At 51.8% G+C, this 21,268-nt stretch carries 21 protein-coding genes, 2 tRNA genes, 2 pseudogenes and 1 riboswitch; of the genes and pseudogenes, 21 read left to right on the forward strand and 4 right to left on the reverse strand.

What is annotated here, in order from left to right:
* Positions 1-151: 151 nt before the first annotated feature.
* From BZG79_RS00290 to BZG79_RS00335, 10 genes are all read left to right on the forward strand, one after another.
* Positions 152-228: transfer RNA gene (locus BZG79_RS00290), tRNA-Asp, on the forward strand.
* A gap of 145 nt (positions 229-373) precedes the next feature.
* A tRNA-Trp gene (locus BZG79_RS00295) sits at positions 374-450 on the forward strand.
* Positions 451-595: 145 nt separating this feature from the next.
* Complete coding sequence (gene crcB / locus BZG79_RS00300; protein ID WP_021022180.1) at positions 596-976, forward strand: fluoride efflux transporter CrcB; 381 nt, start codon at positions 596-598, stop codon at positions 974-976.
* Between the two features lie 55 nt (positions 977-1,031).
* Positions 1,032-1,131: riboswitch (TPP riboswitch) on the forward strand.
* Positions 1,132-1,225: 94 nt separating this feature from the next.
* Entirely contained in the window at positions 1,226-3,202 is a 1,977-nt protein-coding gene (gene thiC, locus BZG79_RS00305; RefSeq protein WP_077773501.1) for a phosphomethylpyrimidine synthase ThiC, read from the forward strand.
* Positions 3,199-3,867 carry a thiamine phosphate synthase gene (gene thiE / locus BZG79_RS00310; RefSeq protein ID WP_077660409.1) on the forward strand — a complete coding sequence of 223 codons (669 nt, stop codon included), beginning with the start codon at positions 3,199-3,201 and terminating at the stop codon, positions 3,865-3,867. The genes thiC and thiE overlap by 4 nt, the downstream gene beginning before the upstream one ends.
* Entirely contained in the window at positions 3,851-4,618 is a 768-nt protein-coding gene (locus BZG79_RS00315; protein ID WP_077773502.1) for a HesA/MoeB/ThiF family protein, read from the forward strand. Before thiE ends, BZG79_RS00315 begins: the two co-directional genes overlap by 17 nt.
* Positions 4,602-4,799, forward strand: a complete 198-nt coding sequence (thiS, locus tag BZG79_RS00320) for a sulfur carrier protein ThiS (RefSeq protein ID WP_077773503.1) — start codon at positions 4,602-4,604, stop codon at positions 4,797-4,799. Before BZG79_RS00315 ends, thiS begins: the two co-directional genes overlap by 17 nt.
* A gap of 2 nt (positions 4,800-4,801) precedes the next feature.
* On the forward strand, positions 4,802-5,575 hold the full coding sequence (locus tag BZG79_RS00325) for a thiazole synthase (RefSeq protein WP_077773504.1): 774 nt from the start codon (positions 4,802-4,804) through the stop codon (positions 5,573-5,575).
* Positions 5,575-6,726, forward strand: a complete 1,152-nt coding sequence (gene thiH, locus BZG79_RS00330) for a 2-iminoacetate synthase ThiH (protein WP_077773505.1) — start codon at positions 5,575-5,577, stop codon at positions 6,724-6,726. Before BZG79_RS00325 ends, thiH begins: the two co-directional genes overlap by 1 nt.
* A 13-nt stretch (positions 6,727-6,739) precedes the next feature.
* A complete protein-coding gene (locus tag BZG79_RS00335) occupies positions 6,740-6,970 on the forward strand; it encodes a glutaredoxin family protein (RefSeq protein ID WP_069361819.1) in 231 nt (76 codons plus the stop codon).
* 55 nt (positions 6,971-7,025) lie between these two features.
* Here BZG79_RS00335 and BZG79_RS00340 read toward each other — a convergent pair whose 3' ends face one another.
* Positions 7,026-8,813 carry an aminopeptidase P family protein gene (locus BZG79_RS00340; RefSeq protein ID WP_077773506.1) on the reverse strand — a complete coding sequence of 596 codons (1,788 nt, stop codon included), beginning with the start codon at positions 8,811-8,813 and terminating at the stop codon, positions 7,026-7,028.
* Positions 8,814-8,876: 63 nt separating this feature from the next.
* Positions 8,877-9,857, reverse strand: a complete 981-nt coding sequence (locus tag BZG79_RS00345; RefSeq protein WP_021022189.1) for a LysR family transcriptional regulator — start codon at positions 9,855-9,857, stop codon at positions 8,877-8,879.
* A 98-nt stretch (positions 9,858-9,955) separates the two neighbouring features.
* On the opposite strand from BZG79_RS00345, the gene BZG79_RS00350 reads away from it, so the two are divergent.
* A complete protein-coding gene (locus tag BZG79_RS00350; RefSeq protein ID WP_077678614.1) occupies positions 9,956-11,161 on the forward strand; it encodes a multidrug effflux MFS transporter in 1,206 nt (401 codons plus the stop codon).
* Positions 11,162-11,367: 206 nt separating this feature from the next.
* Positions 11,368-11,661: a hypothetical protein gene (locus BZG79_RS00355; protein WP_021022191.1), complete on the forward strand. Its 294-nt coding sequence runs from the start codon at positions 11,368-11,370 to the stop codon at positions 11,659-11,661.
* A gap of 83 nt (positions 11,662-11,744) precedes the next feature.
* Here the strand turns inward: BZG79_RS00355 and BZG79_RS00360 are convergent, their stop codons facing one another.
* Positions 11,745-12,650, reverse strand: a complete 906-nt coding sequence (locus tag BZG79_RS00360; RefSeq protein WP_021022192.1) for a DMT family transporter — start codon at positions 12,648-12,650, stop codon at positions 11,745-11,747.
* A gap of 295 nt (positions 12,651-12,945) precedes the next feature.
* Between BZG79_RS00360 and rmuC the strand changes: the two are divergent.
* The 9 genes and pseudogenes from rmuC to hemB all read left to right on the forward strand — a co-directional run.
* Positions 12,946-14,319, forward strand: a pseudogene (rmuC, locus tag BZG79_RS00365) (DNA recombination protein RmuC); the annotation flags it as partial.
* Positions 14,320-14,394: 75 nt separating this feature from the next.
* Complete coding sequence (ubiE, locus tag BZG79_RS00370) at positions 14,395-15,162, forward strand: bifunctional demethylmenaquinone methyltransferase/2-methoxy-6-polyprenyl-1,4-benzoquinol methylase UbiE (RefSeq protein ID WP_077773508.1); 768 nt, start codon at positions 14,395-14,397, stop codon at positions 15,160-15,162.
* 9 nt (positions 15,163-15,171) lie between these two features.
* The gene (locus BZG79_RS00375) at positions 15,172-15,786 is read left to right on the forward strand and encodes an SCP2 domain-containing protein (RefSeq protein WP_077461855.1); all 615 of its coding nucleotides are present in this window, start codon (positions 15,172-15,174) and stop codon (positions 15,784-15,786) included.
* A pseudogene (gene ubiB / locus BZG79_RS00380) lies at positions 15,783-17,325 on the forward strand (ubiquinone biosynthesis regulatory protein kinase UbiB). The gene BZG79_RS00375 and the pseudogene ubiB overlap by 4 nt, the downstream one beginning before the upstream one ends.
* A gap of 53 nt (positions 17,326-17,378) precedes the next feature.
* Positions 17,379-17,627 carry a Sec-independent protein translocase subunit TatA gene (tatA, locus tag BZG79_RS00385; protein ID WP_077773509.1) on the forward strand — a complete coding sequence of 83 codons (249 nt, stop codon included), beginning with the start codon at positions 17,379-17,381 and terminating at the stop codon, positions 17,625-17,627.
* 3 nt (positions 17,628-17,630) lie between these two features.
* Positions 17,631-18,011 (forward strand): Sec-independent protein translocase protein TatB, encoded by a 381-nt coding sequence (gene tatB / locus BZG79_RS00390; protein WP_077773510.1) that lies wholly within the window; start codon positions 17,631-17,633, stop codon positions 18,009-18,011.
* Between the two features lie 39 nt (positions 18,012-18,050).
* Positions 18,051-18,803 carry a twin-arginine translocase subunit TatC gene (gene tatC / locus BZG79_RS00395; RefSeq protein WP_077773511.1) on the forward strand — a complete coding sequence of 251 codons (753 nt, stop codon included), beginning with the start codon at positions 18,051-18,053 and terminating at the stop codon, positions 18,801-18,803.
* The gene (locus BZG79_RS00400; RefSeq protein ID WP_077576398.1) at positions 18,800-19,582 is read left to right on the forward strand and encodes a TatD family hydrolase; all 783 of its coding nucleotides are present in this window, start codon (positions 18,800-18,802) and stop codon (positions 19,580-19,582) included. The genes tatC and BZG79_RS00400 overlap by 4 nt, the downstream gene beginning before the upstream one ends.
* Before the next feature lie 69 nt (positions 19,583-19,651).
* A complete protein-coding gene (gene hemB / locus BZG79_RS00405; RefSeq protein ID WP_021022201.1) occupies positions 19,652-20,704 on the forward strand; it encodes a porphobilinogen synthase in 1,053 nt (350 codons plus the stop codon).
* A 78-nt stretch (positions 20,705-20,782) separates the two neighbouring features.
* Here the strand turns inward: hemB and asnC are convergent, their stop codons facing one another.
* On the reverse strand, positions 20,783-21,244 hold the full coding sequence (gene asnC, locus BZG79_RS00410; protein WP_021022202.1) for a transcriptional regulator AsnC: 462 nt from the start codon (positions 21,242-21,244) through the stop codon (positions 20,783-20,785).
* Positions 21,245-21,268 lie beyond the last annotated feature (24 nt).

The following is a 21,268-nucleotide window of genomic DNA, read 5'->3' on the forward strand; positions in this document are numbered from 1 at the left end:
CATGTATTGGCATACACTGCGCGTCTCGATTCAAAATCCTCATCGCATCAAACAAGATAATCTAATTAGAGCTTAATATTGGGCTTTAGTTAGCAAACATTTAAGCATCAAAGCAATTAAGTGTAAGACTTTGATGAGACAGAATTGGTGCGGAGTGGTAGTTCAGTTGGTTAGAATACCGGCCTGTCACGCCGGGGGTCGCGGGTTCGAGTCCCGTCCACTCCGCCACTACTTAGAAGCCCTAGCTGAAAAGCTGGGTTTTTTTGTTGTTGGGCGACCAGACAGATCGCTTTATAAATAAGCGATTAAACGTCTGACCAGTAATTGATGGTGGTAATTTGTCGCGAGATCGCTACAATAGGCAACTATCTACAGGGGTATAGCTCCAACTGGCAGAGCAGCGGATTCCAAATCCGCGTGTTGGGGGTTCGAATCCCTCTACCCCTGCCAAATATTAAAGCATCGACATTGTCGGTGCTTTTTTTATGTCTACTGTCTGTGGTAGTAACCGCGCCTTTCTTCCCTTTTTCTTCCTCCTGTTTCTTGTTCACATGTCGCGGTATGATGAGTTTTTACCAATCGAAAGGAGCACCCAGTGGTAAGCATATTGTGGGTAGGGCTTGGTGGCGCATTAGGGGCGTCCTCGCGTTTTTTAGTTTCAGAGTGGAGCGTCGCGGTGTTTGGTCGAGGATTCCCGTACGGCACCCTAATGGTTAATGTGCTGGGCTCATTAGCAATGGGCGTCTTTTTAGCGGCGATGAGCCAAGAGCTAATTGCCCCGGTCCCTTGGCGTCAACTGATTGCGATTGGCTTTTTAGGGGCTTTTACCACCTTCTCGACGTTCTCTGTCGATACCTTGATGCTGTTCCAACATGGAGAAACGGTGAAAGCCTTGCTAAATGTTGGTTTGAATCTCGCCTTATGCCTCGGAGCGGCAGCGATGGGGGCTTGGCTGTTGGGACGTATTACCGGGTAATAGAAAACATCGCGTACGTCGCTTGTTGTTGCGGCGGTGATTTCTTATACTGGCATTGAACTTGTCGGAGTGCCAATTGGCTGAGACCACATAAAGTGGGATCCGTTGAACCTGATCTGGTTAAGACCAGCGAAGGGAACAAGAGATGCTTCAGATCACAGACGCAACCCGTCTGCCAGTTTGCTCACATCTCAAATTCAGCGTTTTCCGGCAAGCATTAATTCCCATAATGAACACCGGAGTAATGCTATGTCGACCCGTAAACAGGCCCGCCTTGAGGCCAAATCCTTTATCGATTCCCTTTCTGCGCAAACCTACCCCAACTCGGAAAAAGTCTATGTCGAGGGCTCGCGACCTGACATTCGCGTCGGGATGCGCGAGATCCATCTTTCCCCCACCTTTGTGGGCGGCAGCAAAGAAAAGCCTCAGTATGAAGACAATGAGTCCATTCGGGTTTATGACACATCAGGGCCTTATACCGACCCACAGAGTACTATCGATATTTACCAAGGCTTAGCGCCAGTGCGAAAAGCCTGGATCGATGAACGTGCCGATACGGAGTTTCTTGATGCGGTGAGCTCTGACTATGCCCAAACCCGCCTCAGTGATGAAACCTTGGATGAACTTCGCTTTAGTGCCTTACCATCTATCCGCCGCGCGAAACCTAATCAGTGTGTGACTCAACTGCATTACGCACGCCAAGGCATCATTACCCCAGAAATGGAATTTATCGCCATTCGCGAAAATATGGGGCGTCAGCAGTATCGTGAAGAGCAGCTGAACCGCCAGCATCCCGGGGAAAGCTTTGGTGCGCATTTGCCATCACAAATCACCCCCGAATTTGTGCGCCAAGAGATCGCCGAAGGGCGGGCGATTATTCCGGCTAACATTAATCACCCAGAAGCGGAGCCGATGATCATCGGGCGTAACTTCCTGGTGAAAGTGAATGCCAATATTGGTAACTCAGCGGTGAGCTCCTCAATAGAGGAAGAAACTGAAAAATTGGTATGGTCGACTCGTTGGGGTGCGGATACGGTGATGGATTTATCGACGGGCCGCAATATTCACGAAACCCGCGAGTGGATTTTACGTAATAGCCCAGTCCCGATTGGCACTGTGCCTRTGTATCAGGCGCTTGAGAAAGTGAACGGCATTGCCGAAGACCTGACCTGGGAAGTCATGCGCGATACCTTGATAGAGCAAGCCGAGCAAGGGGTCGACTACTTTACCATTCACGCTGGGGTGCGTTTGCACTATGTGCCCATGACCGCCAATCGCGTGACTGGGATTGTCTCGCGCGGTGGATCGATTATCGCCAAATGGTGCTTGGCGCATCATCAAGAAAGTTTCCTGTATACCCATTTTCGCGAAATCTGCGAAATCTGTGCCGCTTACGACGTGTCTTTGTCGTTGGGCGATGGGCTGCGTCCCGGCTCAGTGGCAGACGCGAACGACGAAGCGCAATTCAGTGAGCTACGTACCCTGGGCGAGCTCACCAAGGTGGCATGGGAATACGATGTGCAGGTGATGATTGAAGGCCCTGGCCACGTGCCCATGCATATGATCAAAGAGAACATGGACGAGCAGCTCACCCATTGCCATGAAGCGCCTTTCTATACTCTCGGCCCGCTAACCACCGACATTGCTCCCGGTTACGATCATATTACCTCCGGCATTGGTGCGGCGATGATTGGCTGGTTTGGGTGTGCGATGCTCTGTTATGTCACGCCCAAAGAACATCTGGGTCTGCCCAATAAGGAGGATGTTAAAATTGGGCTTATCACCTACAAGCTTTGCGCGCATGCTGCGGACTTAGCTAAAGGACACCCGGGGGCGCAGGTGCGTGATAACGCCATTTCTAAAGCGCGCTTTGAATTCCGCTGGGAAGACCAGTTCAATCTATCCCTTGATCCGTTCACGGCACGCGCCTATCACGATGAAACACTGCCTCAAGAGTCGGGCAAGGTCGCACATTTTTGCTCGATGTGTGGACCGAAGTTCTGCTCCATGAAAATCAGCCAGGAAGTCCGGGACTACGCCAAAGAAAACGGCTATGCCGCCGCGGGTCAAGCGATTGATGTCGCTATGCTGGAAGACCCGTTAGCAGGCATGCAGCAAAAATCGCAAGAATTCCGAGAAAAGGGCAGTGAGCTCTACCTGCAAAAATCCCATCTTCAGCCACAACACGGTACTGAGGTGGAAGACAGCGACAAGGTGGGATCATGAGTTTGACTCCGTTTGCGCCTATGTCTGAAGGCGTAGGCCCATTATATCCGGTGGTGGACGATGTGGATTTGCTCGAACGCTTACTTTGTTTGGGGGTGAAAACTGTGCAACTGCGCGTGAAGCAGCCAGCGCATCCACAATTGGCGGATTGGATACAGCGCGCGGTGGCATTGGGCCGCGCGCACCATGCGCAGGTGTTTATCAACGATCACTGGCAGCTCGCGCTTGAAGCTGGCGCCTATGGCGTCCATCTAGGGCAACAAGACTTACGTGAGGCGGATCTTGACCGGCTTGCGCGGCAAGGGCTGCGTCTCGGTGTGTCGACGCGCAGTCCAGAACAGCTCGCTGCAGCGGTTGAACTCACGCCAAGCTAYCTCGCCATCGGCCATATTTTTCCCACCACCACCAAACAGCTCGCCGAACCACCGCAAGGTATTTCAGCGTTAGCGCAGCAGGTGGCGACTGTGGAGGGCCGCTTCCCGACGGTGGCGATTGGCGGTATTGATCTCGACCGAGCTCCCGAGGTCTGGCGCACTGGCGTGGACGCCATTGCGGTAGTCCGCGCCGTGACGCAAGCGCCCGATTTAGCGGCGCGCATTGACGCGTTTAATCGCTGTCTGAATCCATCCAGACAGCAAGGAGAGTGTGATGCTATCGGACAGTGAATACCTGCGTTATAGCCGGCAAATTATGCTGCCAGAGGTCGGAGAGTGCGGGCAGCAGGCACTTAAAAAGGCGCACGTGTTGATGGTCGGTGCCGGTGGGCTTGGAACCACCGCGGGTCTCTATCTTGCAGGCGCTGGCGTGGGACAGTTAGCGATTGCTGACTCGGACCACATTGAGCTATCCAATTTGGCGCGTCAGGTGGCGTATCGAGAGGCGCAAATCGGCACCGGTAAAGCCGCAGCGCTAGCTGCTAACTTGGGCGCGCTGAACCCACATTGCCAGTGCCGGGCCATCAATGCCTATCTCGAGGATGAGCGCCTGGCGCTCGAAGTGGCGATGGCGGATGTGGTCCTTGATTGCAGTGATAATCTCGCCACTCGTCATGCGGTCAACCAAGTCTGTGTAGAGACTGGCACGCCGTTGGTGAGCGCGGCCGCGATTGGCTGGCAAGGCCAGTTATTGGTTTATCAACCGCATAGTGCATGTTATGCGTGCGCCTTTGCAGACGTGACTCCCTCTAAACCCACACGCTGCGCTGAAGCTGGGGTAATGGGACCTGTGGTCGGCATGATGGCCACTGCGCAAGCGCTTGAAGGGATAAAATTATTATTAGGGCAGGCGGTCGGTACCAATCGCTTGTCACGACTGGATGGACAAACCATGACATGGCAGCACTTTTCGCTGCCTGTTCATCCGCACTGTGCGGTTTGTCAGCCAACGCGGGAGGTAAGTGATGCGGTTAATCATTAATGACGCACCCACAGAGGTCAATGCCACGACCGTCACGCAATTGATTGAGGAGATGAAGGTGCCGGCCGAATCAGTCGCGGTCGCGCTAAATCAGACCATTATTGCGCGCGATGCTTGGTCATCCACGTCACTTGCCGCTGGCGATAGCTTGGCGGTCTTTCAAGCGATTGCCGGAGGATAATTATGTTAACCATTGCGGATACGACGTTTTCATCTCGGCTGTTAACCGGCACGGGCAAGTTTGCCAGTCGCAAGGTCATGGCCGAATCACTGGCGGCCAGTGGTACTGAGCTGGTCACCATGGCGCTAAGGCGAGTCGATGTGCATGCCACACAAGACGATATTTTAACCCCGCTGCGTGAACTAGGTGTGCGCCTGCTGCCCAATACCTCGGGGGCGAAAAATGCGCAAGAAGCGGTGTTTGCCGSGCGTCTTGCTCGAGAAGCATTAGGAACGCCTTGGGTAAAGCTGGAAATTCACCCCGACCCTAAGTATCTGATGCCTGATCCGATTGAAACCCTTCAAGCGGCGAAAACCCTTGTAGATGAGGGGTTTGTGGTGCTGCCATATTGTCATGCCGATCCTGTGCTGTGTAAGCGTTTGGAAGAGGTGGGGTGCGCGGCGGTGATGCCCCTTGGCTCACCGATTGGCTCCAACCAAGGACTGGCCTCAATGGCGTTTCTCGACATCATTATTGAGCAAGCTCGCGTGCCGGTGATCATTGATGCCGGCATTGGTGCACCGTCAGATGCGGCGTTAGCGATGGAGCGCGGTGCTGATGCAGTTTTGGTGAACACCGCCATTGCCACGGCTGGCGATCCGACTGCTATGGGTGCGGCGTTTAAACAAGCGGTTGAAGCAGGACGCTGCGCGTATCGCGCTGGGCTGGCGGGCACACACAATCACGCCCACGCTTCTAGCSCCTTAACTGCGTTTCTTGACGCTAAGGAGGCGTGATGAGCTTTTCTGAGCGGTGGGCGGCACTCGATTGGGATCATCATCGCCTTTCGATTTACAGCAAAACGCGCCAAGATGTCGAGCGGGCGCTGGCTAAATCCTCGCGCAATTTGGACGATTTCGCTGCCCTGATCAGCCCAGCCGCTGAAGCCTATCTTGAGGCCATGGCTCAGCAATCTGCGGCGCTGACGCGGCAGCGTTTTGGCTACACCATGGGGTTTTATATTCCGCTGTATCTCTCCAATTTGTGCGCCAACGTGTGTACCTATTGCGGTTTTTCGATGGAAAACCGAATCAAACGGCGCACGCTGGATGAAGCTGAGATCGCCGCCGAGTGTGAAGCGATCAAAAAAATGGGCTTTGACAGTGTGCTCTTGGTGACCGGTGAGCATGAAACCAAGGTAGGGCTCGAGTATTTTCTCCGCGCCTTACCGGTGGTGAAGCAATACTTTCATCATGTGGCGATGGAGGTGCAGCCGCTGGATACCGACGCGTATCGCGCCTTGGTGGCACAAGGTGTGGATGCGGTGATGGTGTACCAAGAAACCTACCACGCTCCAACCTATGGGGAACACCACAAGCGCGGGAATAAAACCGACTTTCACTACCGGCTGCAAACCCCAGATAGGTTGGCACAAGCAGGGGTCGATAAGATCGGTCTCGGCGCCTTGATTGGCCTTGAGGACTGGCGCACCGACAGCTTTTTTACCGCCCAGCATCTGGATTATTTGGAAAAGCAATACTGGCAAAGCCGCTATTCGCTATCTTTTCCGCGCTTACGCCCTTGCGCGGGGGCGTTACAGCCGAAATCGGTGATGACGGATAAGCAGCTGGTCCAGCTGATTTGTGCCTATCGGTTGTGGAATCCGCAGGTGGAGCTGTCGCTATCGACACGGGAGTCACCCCACTTTCGCGACAATGTGTTACCGCTTGGTGTCACTAGCTTATCCGCGGCGTCAAAAACTCAACCGGGCGGTTATGCCAACCCTGAGCCACAATTAGAGCAGTTTGCCATCAGTGATGAACGTAGCGCGGCAGAGGTGGCCGCCAGCGTCCGTGCCCTCGGGTTTGAGGTGGTATGGAAAGATTGGGATAACATCTACGATGTCGCGCGTCAGGTGCAAATGGCTTCACAAACGGCAGCGGGTTAGCGACAATGCGGGCATGAAACGTATTACTGTATATGTGGGCCCGCGCTGTCCTCACTGTGAGGCGGCCAAAGCTTACTTAGATAAAAAAGGGCTGCGTTATCGTGTTGTCGATACGGCCACGCCCAAAGGCAAGAAGCTGCTGGCAGCAACAGGCTCGCGGGGTGTCCCAGTGATTTGCATTGGCGATACTACTTTGCGCGGCTTTTCGCCCAAAGCGGTTGAGAAAGCCCTGAAAGGGGAATAAAAAAAAGCGTCCAATCGGACGCTTTTTGTTTTTTTATACTTAGTGAAGACGCGACTTAACGGCTTAGCGGCGCGGTCGCTTGTTTTAACCAAGCTTGGTCTTGATCATCTAAAGATGGGCTAACTTCATCCCACACGGTTTGATGATAGCGATTCCACCACTGGATTTCCGCCTCGCTGAGTAAGCTCACATCGACCAATCGACGATCGATCGGTGCACGCGTGAGTGAGGCAAATCCGAGCATCGTCATGTCACCCTCGGTGGGCTTTTCTTCAATCAACTCGAGGTTTTCAATCCGGATCCCAAACGCGTCGGCGCGATAGTAGCCCGGCTCGTTTGACACCACCATGCCCGGCAATAGCGCGACGCTATTGGGCGCTTTGGAAATGCGCTGCGGACCTTCGTGCACGTCCAAGAAATGCCCGACACCGTGACCGGTGCCATGGTCAAAATCATAGCCGTGTTGCCACAAATACTGGCGTGCTAAGGCATCAAGCTGGCTGCCTGAGGTGCCTTTCGGGAACAGCGCAGTGGCCAGCGCAATATGCCCTTTAAGCACCAGCGTGAAGGCCTTTTTGATCTCAGCGCTGCATTCGCCCACCGGCACGGTACGGGTAATGTCGGTGGTGCCGTCATAGTATTGGCCGCCTGAGTCCACCAAGTAGACGTTGTTGCTCTCAATCACGCTCGGTTTGGGCTGATTGTTGTGGTTATAGTGACACATGGCCGCATTGCCACCGGCGGCGGAAATGGTATCAAAGCTTAAGTCGACCAGTTGATCGTCTTGTTGGCGGAATTGATACAGGGTGTCTGCGAGCACAGCTTCATCAGGGCGTTCACCGGCGTCGACTTGACGCTCAAACCACGCCAAAAAGCGAGTCACGGCAACACCATCGCGCACGTGGCAGGCTTGCATACCGGCGATTTCTTGCGGGTTCTTGGCCGCCTTTTCAAGCGCACATGGGTCTTGCGCTTCCACCACGGTGACTTGCGCTTGTTGGAGCGTGTCCAGTGTCCACGCATTGGCACCGTTTGGGTCGACCAATACACGTTGACCACTCAGCGCTTGCAGGGCATCAACCAGGCTATCAGGGTGCGCGACGCTCACTCCTTGGCCCACGTGTGCATCAAAGCCGTCGGGGAGACGGTCAGGGTCGATAAACACGGTGACGTCACCGGATTGCTTGATAATCGCTTGGGTCAGTACCACGGGCAAACGTGGGATATCGCGACCACGGATATTGAGCAGCCAACAGACGGCATCGGGTTGAGTGAGTACCGCGGCATCAAGGTTCTGATCGGCTAACTGCTGGCCAATGGTTTGACGCTTATCTAAGCTGGCGCGGCCGGTTTTCTCTTCACCCAGTAAAATGGCAGGGCTATTAAGCGGGGCGGGGCGATCGTCCCATAAGCTTTCAATCGGGTTTTGCTCAACACTCACCAAAGCCAAAGCCCCATCCAGCGCGCGTTGGGTGCGTTTGTACCAAGCGACGCTATGCATGCGAGCGTCGATAGCCAGCTTGGCACCCTTGGGCAATTGTTGCTGGGCCCATTGCACCGGTGGCTCATCAATCAGGTGGCAGTAGTCAAACAGGCCGGCGGGGACTTGCTTACGGACTTGAACCACATAGCGGCCATCAACAAAAATCGCTGCCTTGTCGCGGGTGATCACCGCCGCCCCTGCGGAGCCGGTAAAGCCGGTTGCCCAGTGGAGGCGTTCGTTGTGCTCGGGCACATACTCACCGAGATATTCGTCTTCGTGGGGGATGAGTAGGGCGTCATAATCGTGTTGAGCTAGCCAGTGTCTTAGCTGCTCAACACGCTTGGTAAGGGTCGCGTCCATTATTCTTCCTTCTTTGTATGGGGTGAACTTGCCATGTTCGGCCACGCGTAAAAAACCAGTGGATTAGACCCTAGCGCGATGGGCGATAGGCTGCAATTTTGCCGGGCTAAACTGCTGACAGCGCGAAATAATTAAATCTTTCAGCCATTGGTGCCCCGGGTCATTTTCTTGATTTTGATGCCAAAACAAGGTGTACGCCATCGGCGGTATTGGCGTCGGTAACGGCCGTACCACCAAATTGAGCGACGCGGCAATATAATGCGCAAACTGGCTTGGTGAGGTAAACACCAGGTCGGTATAGGTACACAGGCTCGCCGCACTGTTAAAATCAGGCACGTACATGGCAATGTCACGCTCAATATTACGCTCTGCCAGTTTATAGTCCAACAACCAGCGATCATTTCCATCACATTTCACCTGTACATGTCGCAGTCCAAGGTAACGCGCTTCATCCCATGGGCCCTTGAGTGCGGGGTGATCGGCGCGCATCAAGACACACTGGTGATCTTGGCAAAGCTCTTGGTAGCGCACCCCCTTGGGCGGCATCATGGTCAGCATGGCATCGGCGGGATTTAAATCTTTGCCGGTGATACCAAAGTCGATATTGCCACGGGCGAGACCATCAAAAGTGGTTTGATCCCAAGCGGCGGTATTGAGGGTGATCGATGGGGCGGCCTCTAACATATCGCCAATAAATTGGGGTAGCAGTAATGGGTAGGCGCTTTCTACAAGCGCAAAGCGAAAACAGCGATCACTCAAGTGTGGCTGAAAATGGTCAGGTTCGGTCATCGCCGCGATATCATTGAGCAAAGCGCGTAATTTAGGTTGCAAGGTTTGTGCACGAACCGTGGGTTTTAAGCCGTGGGCGGCTCGAGTAAAAAGCGGATCGTTAAATTGCGATCTTAGCCGGGCCAGATTTTTACTCACCGCCGATTGACTTAAATGCAGGCGTTTGGCTGTGCCCGTGACATTGCACTCTTCTAAAAGTACATGCAAACACACCAATAAATTGAGGTCGGTACGTTGCAGTTGGTCCAAATCCATCTTTGGTATTCTCCTTAGGAATAACTGCTTTTACTATAAACCATTATGGTTCATATCCTGAAGCCACTATACTGCGTGCCTGTATAGAGGAGTAACCAATGACGCACACTGATTCACCGACATCAAATCGCTTACTGGTCGCCTTAATGGTGTTACTGGTGCTATTTAGCCCCATGGCGATTGATATTTACCTACCGGCACTATCGCATATGGCGGGTGACTTTAATGTGAGTCCCACTTTGGCTCAAGACACTGTGACCTGGTTTATGTTTAGCTTAGGTCTTGGTCAGCTGTTTGCGGGGCCGTTGGCCGATCGCTTTGGCCGTAAGCCTGTGGCTATTATTGGTATTTCGCTTTATGGCCTTAGCTCTTTGATGGCGTGGCTCGCCACCTCGATGGATATGATGCTGGTGGCGCGTTTGCTGCAAGGGTTTGGCGCGTGTGCAACCTCCGTGTGTGCCTTTGCCGCCGTCCGCGATCGTTTTGGTGCCGAACGCAGTGGCCATATGATTAGCTACTTAAATGGCGCGATTTGTTTTGTACCGGCTTTAGCGCCTCTACTTGGTAGTTGGTTAACCCAGGTGTTTGACTGGCGTGCTAACTTCACCTTTATGCTCGGTTATGCGGTATTAGGGTTGGTGCTGGTTATCGTCTTTTTGCCCGAAACCCGACCATCGCATACTGATACCTCGGGCCGCCTATTCAGCTTACGCCGTTATTGGCAGGTGCTGCGTGTACCAACATTTACTTATCACATAACCCTTTGCATGTTGGCGATGGCGGTGATCCTCGCTTATGTCACCTCCGCACCTGTGCTGTTGATGGACAGATACGGTATCTCCATGAACAGTTTCACCTTTTGGTTTGGCGCCAATGCGGCGTTAAATATTGCCGCGGCAATGTTAGGGCCACGTTATATGCAAAAGTTTGGTAGCCGCCGGGCATTAAATATTGGCCTTATGATGCTGGTGGGATCGGGCGGGTTGATGTTGGCGCTTAGCCCCATCGCTGAACCTTGGGCCTTTATGTTGCCGATCTTTACCTCTTCATTCGGCTTTGCTTGGGTGTTAGGCGCGTCAGCTGGAGCAGCACTAGCGCCGTTTTCGGACCGCGCGGGCACGGCCGCGGCATTGCTCGGGTTATTCCAAATGAGCGGGGCTGGGCTACTCGTGAGCTTAACCCAGCGTCTAGGCTTATCGGCCAGTGATTTGATGACGGTGCATATGTGGTTATTAGTGCCGGGTCTGATTATTTTATGGTCACCGAAAGGTAAGCAATGGCATGCCAAAGTGGTAAAAAGCTAAATAATCAATAAAACAACGTCTCAGTTGGCAAACAATAATAAGACGTGCAAAACGCAGGGGTCTCGACAACCCATCATCCTTTTGCGCTGGCCTCGGCCAGCGTTTTTTTATTTTGCTAAACGTGCGTGGTTCAGAGTATATTTACTAAGCAAATCGAATTAACGCTCATTCCTTTTCGTTTTATATCCAAAGGTCAGTTATACACTATGTCATTATCGACAATCGAAATGGCGCGCGTCCTTGAACAACTTGAGGAATCGCCGGAAAAAATCATGTTTGGTAAATTATTGGTAGAGCTAGGCAGCCAAAGTGAAGAGCGTGTCCGTAGCGCCGCCCATCAAGTGCCGCTCAAATATTTACGCGAGCTGGTTTATCAATTTAATCACGTGATTGAAGATCGTCGTGCTGAGCGTATCGAGGAAATCACCCAAGGTTTGGAGCAAGATGGCTTGTCGGCTGACGAGCTATACCAGTATATGATCCAGCGTAAGATGGGTTAATGTCGATTGACGCCGTGTAACGGGCGCCGTGCAACGGGCGCCGTGCATTGTGAGCGGCATTGGCAACCCTTAAGCAATACAGGTTACGCGCTTGCGGCAGGTTGTTTGCGCTTTTTTGGGGTACGCTGTTGGATCAGTAACCCCACTACAATAAAACTTAGCCCAACCAAGGTACTGATATGAATTGTCTCGCCAATAATGGTGGCCAGTAACACCAAAGAGATAAAAGGCGAAATAAAAATCAGATTACTGATCCGAGAGGTGTTCTGGGTATATTTCATCGCGCTCAGCCACAGCATAAAGGTTATTCCCATTTCGAATAGCCCGACATAACCGACTGCCAACCATCCTTGCCAAGGGATCCCTTCCCAAGTGCTTGTTAATCCAGCCAATAGCAAAGATACAGGCAGTGACAGAATAAAACAGAGCAAAATGCCGAGCACAGGATCAGCGCGATTTTTAGTATTAAGGACCCAAAAACCTGCCCACAATAACGTTGAGAGTAACGCCAAACCAATGCCAAGCGGGCTATCGAACTGGAGCGATAAAAGCTGGCCTTTGGTAGCGATCACAACCACGCCAAAATAGCCCAACGCCGCCGCAATCCAATCTTGACGACGAATCGTTTGGCCTAAAAACAATGCCGCCATTAATGTCAGAGTGATAGCCCAGCTGTAATTTAAAGGCTGGGCTAATGAAGCGGGTAACAGATCGTAAGCTTTAAAAAGCACCAAGTAGTAAATGAATGGATTAATCATCCCCAACACGCAATAGTAACCGGGTTGACGCCGAAAGGTCGGCCACAGCGCGTGAAGCTTTCCTTGCACAGCAGCAATAACGGTTAAAATTACTACCGACACTAAGCTGGCCGCTGCCAGCATTTGAATCGGTGTCATGTAGCTCAGGGTGATTTTGAATGCGGTTGCAACCGTTGACCATAGCAGTACAGCAGACAAGGCAAAGATCAGTGCCTTACGTTCGTTATGCATGTTGCCTCCTTGCCAATATGCCTGTCGTTCCAGGCAGTCTACGCCATTGTAACTGACTGAGATAGACTGGACATCTATCCAGTATCCCATTAGCCTTTGCTGATACCAATGACCGCACAATAGAGAACGCTTTATGCTTGATGGCTTGTCATTTTCCGCTTTACCTATTCTCACGTTTTGTTTTGGCGCCGTCAGTGCCCTTGGACTCGGTTATGGCCTACACCGACGTGTTATTGCGCAATACCAGCAATGGTATGAAACGCAATATGCGCAGCAACAAGCCAGTGCTGACATGCAACACCAACAATTGCAGCAGCAACTCGAACAACAGCAACACGAGTTAGATAGTTTGGATGTCGAGCGAGACCGCCTAACCCAGGAATTACGCCAGTATTATGGCAAGTTAACCTCTGCGAGCGAGAAACTCAGGCAACAGGAGCAACTGCGTCAGCATAATCACGACTTAAGCGACAAATTAGACTCCGTACGTGAGGAAAAGTCTGAACTGTTGGCAGAGTTGCGAGAAGTTAAAGCCAGCGCCGAGCAGCAGTTAAACGCGGCGAAGGAAAAACACGCACTGCTAGAAAACGCGGAGGAGCGATTACGCACCCAGTTTGAGCAACTTGCCAATCAAGTATTTGAGCAAAAAGTCCACTCGGTCGATGAGCAAAATAAAATGAGCTTAGAAAGTCTGCTTGGACCGCTTAAATCGCAGTTGGAAGGATTTAAGAAGCAGGTGACCGACAGCTTTGGCGAGCAAGCCAAAGAGCGCCATACCTTGATTCATGAAATCAAAAATTTACAACAATTAAACGCGGACATGACCCGTGAGGCCCATAACCTGACTCAGGCGCTAAAAGGCGATAATAAGCAACAAGGTAATTGGGGCGAAGTGGTCCTCGCGCGCATTTTAGAAGAGTCTGGCTTGCGAGAGGGGCGTGAGTACCAAACCCAAGTCAGCTTTGAAAATGAACAGGGCAAGCGCTATCAGCCGGATGTGGTGGTTAAATTGCCACAAGAAAAAGATGTCGTCGTTGATGCCAAAATGGCCTTGGTCGCGTATGAACGCTATTACAACGCTGAGACACTGGCCGAACAAGATGCCGCGCTTAAAGAGCATGTCCAGGCAATTCGTCAGCATATTCGTGGTTTGGGTCGCAAAGATTATCATCAACTCCATGGAGTACGCTCACTGGATTACGTACTGATGTTTATTCCTGTTGAGCCGGCTTTTCAGGTCGCGGTTGAGGCGGATGCCAGTCTGATTCGGGACGCCATGGACAACAACATCATGCTGGTGAGCCCGACCACCTTGTTAGTGGCTCTCAGAACAATCAATAATTTATGGCGCTATGAATATCAAAATCAAAACGCCAAACAAATCGCCGAGAAGGCCAGCAAGCTTTATGACAAGGTGCGACTTTTTGTTAGCGATATGGAAGGGCTGGGTAGTGCGCTGGGTAAAGCCAGTGACAGTTATCAAGGAGCGATGAACAAACTTAGCCAAGGGCGCGGCAATATCTTGCGCCAAGCGGAGAGTTTTAAAGCCCTAGGTGTCGAGGTTAAACGCGATATAAGTCCGGCGCTGGCCAGTGTGGCCACGGAACCTGGACCGGGAGAGTCGGTCAATGTCATGCAGACGGACCCAGGCACCACCACGCAAGAATGAGAATAAACTGGGTTGCGCGCTTGGAGTCCGGATGGGCGATAAAGTAAACTGGAGCCAATATGTTAGGGGAATACAATGACAGAGAAAAATTCGCACCAGGACCAAGAAACGATTGATTTTGGCTACCAGAAAGTCAAACGCCAAGAAAAAGAAAGCCTCGTGGCTGATGTATTTCATTCGGTCGCCGCTAAATATGATCTGATGAATGATGTGATGTCGATGGGCATTCATCGGGTATGGAAGCGCTTCACCATTGACTGTAGTGGTGTACGCCCCGGACAAAAAGTGTTGGATTTAGCCGGCGGCACCGGTGATCTGACCGCCAAGTTTTCTCGCATCGTCGGTGAGCAAGGTGAGGTGGTACTCGCGGATATCAATAACTCGATGCTGAAAGTGGGTCGCGATAAGTTGCGCGATAAGGGTATTGTTGGCAACGTGAGCTATGTGCAGGCGAATGCCGAGCAGCTACCTTTTCCTGACGATCACTTTGACTGTATTACCATCGCGTTTGGGCTTCGTAATGTCACCGATAAAGATGCGGCGCTGCGCTCGATGTTTCGTGTACTCAAACCGGGAGGGCGCCTTCTGGTCCTAGAGTTTTCTAAACCGGTGGCGAAGCCGTTATCGAAAGTATACGACGCCTATTCGTTCCACATTTTACCTAAGATGGGGCAGCTCATTGTCAATGACCCAGATAGCTATCGTTATCTTGCTGAATCAATTCGTATGCACCCTGATCAAGAAACCTTGAAATGCATGATGGAACAAGCCGGCTTTGAACAAGCCAGCTATTATAATCTCACCGGTGGCATTGTCGCGCTGCACCGTGGGTATAAATTCTAAGGAGCCGGTATGGCGTTTGACTCACTCGTGTGTGCAGGACTCGAGACCGCCTTAAATGGCGTGATTAATAAAGATGCAGATAGCCAGCGCCGTTTAGCACGACTAAAAGGGCGCAGTATTGGCGTCACGCTGCAAGAATATAATCGACAGTGGGTCTTTGTTTTTGGCCAGCAGATCGATGTACTGAGCCATTACGAGGGAGAGCTTGATTGTGCACTATCCCTCTCGCTTTCTGCGTTGCCGCAGTTGCAGCAAAAAGCCAATCTTACTGCGTTAATAAAAGCCGATAAGCTGACACTTGATGGTGATATGGACGTGGCCCAGCAGTTTTCTCAATTGTTGAGCGGCATTCAGTTTGATGTCGCCGAATGGTTATCGCCTTATACCGGAGATGTGGTTGCCCATACCCTCGTCAGTCAGGCACAGCAGCGTTGGCAGCAATTACAACAACTGGCTCAGCGTCAGCAGCGCTATGCTGGGGAAGTGATCACCGAAGAGTGGCGCTTGGCGCCGGGGCCGTTAGAAGTGGCGGCATACAGTGATCAAGTGGACGAATTGCGCAGTGACGCGGCGCGGTTGGAAGCCAAGGTTAAGCAGTTAGTAGAACGGATGGAGTCCGCATGACACTCAGTGAGATTCGTCGCCTGTATTTTATTATTCGTACTTTGTTATTGTACGGTGTTGATGCCCTACTACCCAGGCAACCGCTGACTCGACTCGCCCATCTTGGGCGTAAATCGCTGTTTTGGCTTAAAAACCAACACCCAGACAAGCCTGTGGGTGAGCGCTTGCGTTTAGCGATGCAAAGTTTGGGGCCGGTATGGGTAAAGCTTGGGCAAATGATGTCGACCCGCCGCGATCTTTTTCCTGCTCATATCGCCAATGAACTCGCCCAGTTGCAAGATAAAGTCGCACCCTTTGATGGCCACAAAGCAAAAATTAAAAGAAAATGGCCGTGAAGTGGTGATTAAGGTGATCCGTCCCGATATCTTGCCGGTTATTCAGGCCGACTTGCGTCTGATGTATCGCGTGGCACGGCTGGTGGCGCGTTTTCTCCCTGATGCACGTCGCTTAAAGCCGGTAGAAGTGATTCGCGAATATGAAAAAACCTTGCTTGATGAACTGGATTTAATGCGCGAAGCGGCGAATACCATTCAATTGCGTCGCAACTTTGAAAACGATCAAGCCTTGTATGTGCCCGAAGTGTTTAGTGACTATTGCCGCAAAGACGTGATGGTGTCTGAGCGCATTTACGGTATTCAAGTGTCAGATATCGACGCGCTTGAGGCGAACGGTACAGATATGAAGCTGCTCGCCGAGCGGGGGGTTGAAGTCTTTTTCACCCAGGTCTTCCGCGATAGTTTTTTCCATGCGGACATGCACCCAGGCAATGTATTTGTGTCGTATGAACACCCGCACGACCCGCAGTGGATTGGGCTTGATTGCGGTATTGTTGGTACGTTAAACCGCGATGATAAACGCTATCTAGCGGAAAACTTTATTGCCTTCTTTAACCGTGATTACCGCAAGGTCGCTGAGCTTCATGTCGATTCAGGTTGGGTGCCGCATGACACCAATGTCGACGATTTCGAATTTGCTATTCGTACCGTGTGCGAGCCGATTTTCGAAAAGCCGCTGTGTGAAATTTCGTTCGGTAATGTGTTATTAAACCTCTTCAACACCGCGCGCCGCTTTAATATGGAAGTGCAGCCACAGCTGGTCTTACTGCAAAAAACATTGCTCTATATTGAAGGGCTTGGACGTCAGCTTTATCCGCAACTTGATTTGTGGACCACAGCAAAGCCGTTTTTAGAGTCGTGGATGAAACAGCAAGTCGGACCGCAAGCGGTATGGGCGGCGGTCAAAGAGAAGGCACCGTTTTGGGCCGAAAAGCTGCCAGAAATTCCGGAGCTAATCTACGATGGCCTCCGCCAGGGGCGGCAAGTCAATCAGCGGTTAGACACCTACTATCAAAGCTATTTACAGACCAAACAGCGCCACTCGCGCGCCACATATCTACTGGGTATTGGTGCCACCTTACTACTGACTGCGACTATCTTGTATGCCAACCGGATCGATACACTACCGAGTGTTGCGACAGCGGGGGCGGTCGTTTTCTGGTTGTGTGGCTGGCGACTTTGTAATAAAACCTGTAACAAATAGCAGTTACACTGCTGCGCACATAACATTAACCAAGCGGAATAAAGGGAACCGGTATGGGTGGAATTAGTATTTGGCAGCTGCTGATCATTGCAGTCATCGTGGTGTTATTGTTTGGCACCAAGAAGTTACGCAATATGGGTGGCGATTTGGGCTCTGCGGTCAAAGGCTTTAAAAAAGCGATGAACGATGACGACGCAAAGACCACTGACAAAGATGCGGATTTTCAGCAGCAGTCATTGGATAGTAGTGACAGCGACGCGTCGAAAAAAGAGCAAGTACGCAAAGATAAAGAGCAGGTGTAAGCCGTGTTTGATATTGGTTTCTGGGAGCTGGTACTGATTGCCGTCATTGGCCTTGTGGTGCTTGGCCCGGAGCGGCTGCCCATTGCGATACGTAATGTGTCACGTTGGGTAGGCGCGGCCAAGCGTATGGCAGGTTCGGTCCGTGACGAGCTCGAGCAAGAGCTCAAGATCAAAGAGTTGCAAGATAATTTGCACAAAGCCGAGCAAGCAGGGATGAAAAATCTCTCCCCTGAACTGCAAGAGTCGGTGGAGACGCTGCGACAGCGAGCCGCCGATGTGCAGCATCCTTATGCGTCTTCGGCAACATCAACCGCTGCAGCGCGTGATACCGAGAGTGCGGACACGGCCACCAGTCCCTCGTCCACCTCGTCGACCGATAAGTGATAACGAGCAACGCCTTATGTCTCTGATGAAAAAACCACTATGTCTTCTGTAAACGATTCTCAGCCACTCATCAGTCACCTGATGGAGCTCCGTAACCGCCTGCTTCGCGCCATCGTTGCCATCTTAGTGGTCTTTGCTGGGTTAGTGTATTTTGCCAACAACATTTATAGCTTGGTCGCTCAGCCATTGATTGACAAGCTGCCTGAAGGGGCGAGCATGATTGCCACCGATGTGGCGTCGCCCTTTTTCACCCCCATCAAACTGACGCTGGTTATCTCGGTGTTTGTTGCCATCCCCGTGGTGCTTTACCAAATTTGGGCCTTTGTTGCTCCTGGCCTGTATAAGCATGAACAGCGCTTAGTGATGCCGCTTTTGGTATCGAGCTCGTTGTTGTTTTATGCGGGCGTAGCGTTTGCCTACTGGGTGGTATTGCCCTTGGTGTTTGGCTTTTTTACCTCGATTGCGCCAGAAGGGGTACAGGTGGCAACGGATATTGCCAGTTATCTCGATTTCATTTTGGCTTTATTTCTAGCATTTGGTATTGCCTTTGAAATCCCTATTGCGATTATACTGCTGGTCTGGACGGGCGCGACAACCGCGAAAAGCTTGACCAGCAAGCGTCCGTATGTCGTGGTAGCGGCCTTTGTCGTTGGTATGATGTTGACCCCGCCCGATATGATTTCGCAAACCTTGCTCGCCATTCCTATGTGTTTGCTGTTCGAGCTGGGTGTGTTGCTGTCACGTTTTTATGTCCCGCGCGACGCATCGGCATCTGAAGAGGCCAATGAATGATTGATATTGGTGTCAATCTCACCAGCTCACGATTTGATAAAGACAGAGACGAGGTTGTTGCTCATGCGCAGCAAGCCGGCGTCTCTGGGATGATTTTTACCGGCACCAACGTTGAAGAAAGCCAAGCGGCGGCGGATTTAGCGGCGCGGTACCCTGGCTACGCTTATGCCACTGCCGGGGTGCATCCGCACGATGCTAAATCTGTCGATCCAGCCAATTTAACCATGATTCGGCAACTGGCGCAGCGCGCCGAGGTGGTGGCGATAGGGGAATGTGGCCTCGACTTTAACCGTGACTTTTCGCCGCGCCCGCAACAAGAAGCGGTCTTTGAGGCGCAACTCGCATTAGCCGCTGAGCAGTCAATGCCGGTATTTATGCATTGTCGGGAGGCTCATGACCGTTGGCTGGCGATATTGCGTCCTTGGTTAGACAAGTTGCCGGCGGCGGTACTGCACTGTTTTACCGGTGAGGATCAGGCACTGCGAGATTGCTTGGATGCCGGGTTATACATAGGTGTCACCGGTTGGCTCTGCGACGAACGGCGCGGACAGCAGCTTCAGCAACAGGTAAGCTGGCTGCCCGATGATCGCTTGATGATTGAAACGGATGCCCCGTATTTGCAGCCGCGCGATCTGCGCCCGCGGCCCAAACGTAGCCGTAATGAGCCCAAGTATTTACCGCATATTGCACAGGCGGTGGCGCAACTTCGCCAACAGCCTGTTGAACAGATTATTGATTGTACAATAAAAAATACCCAGCGCTGTTTCTCGATACAGTGAGGGGTGCATAACGATAGCGAGGCAGTACGCTGCCCCAAAGCCCAGGTCTGCAACATTAAGGAGGATACCGTGGCCGTATCCATTCAAAGCGCCTTTCCTGCACGACGCCTGCGTCGTACACGCAAAACTGATTTTAGCCGCCGTTTGGTGGCAGAACATACACTCTCTGCCAATGATTTAATTTATCCGGTCTTCGTCCTGATGGGCAAAAACCGTCGCGAGCCAGTGGCTTCAATGCCAGGTATTGAACGACTGTCTATCGACTTGCTGTTACATGAAGCGGACTACCTTGCCAAATTGGGAGTGCCCGCGATCGCCCTGTTTCCGGTGATCCCCAAAGATGCTAAAACGCTCTGTGCATCGGAAGCCTTTAATCCGGAAGGGTTAGTGCCTCGTGCTGTGCGCCTGCTCAAAGAGCATGTGCCRCAAATGGGCGTGATTACTGATGTGGCGCTTGACCCTTATACCATTCATGGTCAAGACGGTATTATCGACGACGACGGCTATGTGATGAATGAGCCAACCACTGAGGTACTGATCAAGCAAGCCCTGTCTCATGCCGAAGCTGGTGTCGATATTGTCGCCCCGTCGGATATGATGGACGGGCGAATTGGACGTATTCGCGAAGCGTTGGAAGCAAACGGCTATATTAATACCCAAATCATGGCATATTCAGCCAAGTATGCTTCCAACTACTACGGGCCTTTCCGTGATGCACTTGGTTCAGCAGCTAACCTTAAAGGCGGTAACAAAGCCAACTACCAAATGGATCCGGCCAATAGTGACGAAGCCCTCCATGAGGTTGCAATGGACATTGCTGAAGGCGCCGATACCGTGATGGTGAAGCCTGGAATGCCGTATTTGGACGTGGTGCGCCGAGTGAAAAGTGAGCTCAATGTGCCAACGTTTGCCTACCAAGTGTCTGGTGAGTATGCCATGCATAAAGTAGCGTTTGATAACGGTTGGCTGAAAGAGCGGGAAACGGTAATGGAATCACTTCTGTGCTTTAAGCGAGCGGGTGCGGATGGCATTTTAACCTACTTTGCCAAGCAAGTTGCCGAGTGGTTAGCCGAAGACGCGGGCGCGCCATTACCACCGCGGCCGGAAGATACCGTCGGCTAAATGACCACACAGTGTCTCTACGCCCTTGCCATTGGCAGGGGCGTTTTTTTAGTAAGGGCATGAATTACCCCACAAAATTCAAGGGATAACATTGCGGTTGATCGGGTTCTGTAGTGAGATCAGTGTCTCTGTCGATTGGACCTCATCGATGGCCTGCAGTTTATCAATCAATACAAACTGTAACTCCTCGATAGAGCGACACATCAGCTTCACGAAGATGTTATAGGCCCCTGTCGTATAGTAAGCTTCGACTACCTCATCGAGTTGGTTCAGCTTTTCTAGCGCGGAGTGGTAATCGCGCGCCGCTTTCAGATTGATACCAATAAAGCAGCATACGTCATAGCCGAGTTTTTTAGTATTTACCAATATCTCGGTGCCTTCGATAATGCCAGCGGCTTTCATCTTTTCGACACGAACGTGCACGGTGGCAGGGCTGACATTAAATCGCTTTGCCATTTCTGCGTAAGGAACGCGTGCATCATCCAGTAAGGTAGAAAGAATTCGACGATCAAGGTCATCCAGTTTCGGCAATTCGTTCATTGTTTTCGTCTTTTTGTTATAGCG

It is taken from the genome of Salinivibrio sp. MA427 (assembly GCF_001996115.1).
Lineage (GTDB): Bacteria > Pseudomonadota > Gammaproteobacteria > Enterobacterales > Vibrionaceae > Salinivibrio > Salinivibrio costicola.

Bases quoted from the DNA above. Each gene is read 5' to 3' on its own strand.
- BZG79_RS00345 (WP_021022189.1), bottom strand. From the start codon at position 9,857: ATGGATTTGGACCAACTGCAACGTACCGACCTCAATTTATTGGTGTGT.
- BZG79_RS00400 (WP_077576398.1), top strand. From the start codon at position 18,800: ATGATTGATATTGGTGTCAATCTCACCAGCTCACGATTTGATAAAGAC.
- asnC (WP_021022202.1), bottom strand. From the start codon at position 21,244: ATGAACGAATTGCCGAAACTGGATGACCTTGATCGTCGAATTCTTTCT.
- BZG79_RS00340 (WP_077773506.1), bottom strand. From the start codon at position 8,813: ATGGACGCGACCCTTACCAAGCGTGTTGAGCAGCTAAGACACTGGCTA.
- thiS (WP_077773503.1), top strand. From the start codon at position 4,602: ATGCGGTTAATCATTAATGACGCACCCACAGAGGTCAATGCCACGACC.
- BZG79_RS00360 (WP_021022192.1), bottom strand. From the start codon at position 12,650: ATGCATAACGAACGTAAGGCACTGATCTTTGCCTTGTCTGCTGTACTG.
- tatC (WP_077773511.1), top strand. From the start codon at position 18,051: ATGTCTTCTGTAAACGATTCTCAGCCACTCATCAGTCACCTGATGGAG.
- BZG79_RS00375 (WP_077461855.1), top strand. From the start codon at position 15,172: ATGGCGTTTGACTCACTCGTGTGTGCAGGACTCGAGACCGCCTTAAAT.
- BZG79_RS00350 (WP_077678614.1), top strand. From the start codon at position 9,956: ATGACGCACACTGATTCACCGACATCAAATCGCTTACTGGTCGCCTTA.
- BZG79_RS00315 (WP_077773502.1), top strand. From the start codon at position 3,851: ATGCTATCGGACAGTGAATACCTGCGTTATAGCCGGCAAATTATGCTG.
- BZG79_RS00335 (WP_069361819.1), top strand. From the start codon at position 6,740: ATGAAACGTATTACTGTATATGTGGGCCCGCGCTGTCCTCACTGTGAG.
- ubiE (WP_077773508.1), top strand. From the start codon at position 14,395: ATGACAGAGAAAAATTCGCACCAGGACCAAGAAACGATTGATTTTGGC.
- BZG79_RS00355 (WP_021022191.1), top strand. From the start codon at position 11,368: ATGTCATTATCGACAATCGAAATGGCGCGCGTCCTTGAACAACTTGAG.
- thiH (WP_077773505.1), top strand. From the start codon at position 5,575: ATGAGCTTTTCTGAGCGGTGGGCGGCACTCGATTGGGATCATCATCGC.
- tatA (WP_077773509.1), top strand. From the start codon at position 17,379: ATGGGTGGAATTAGTATTTGGCAGCTGCTGATCATTGCAGTCATCGTG.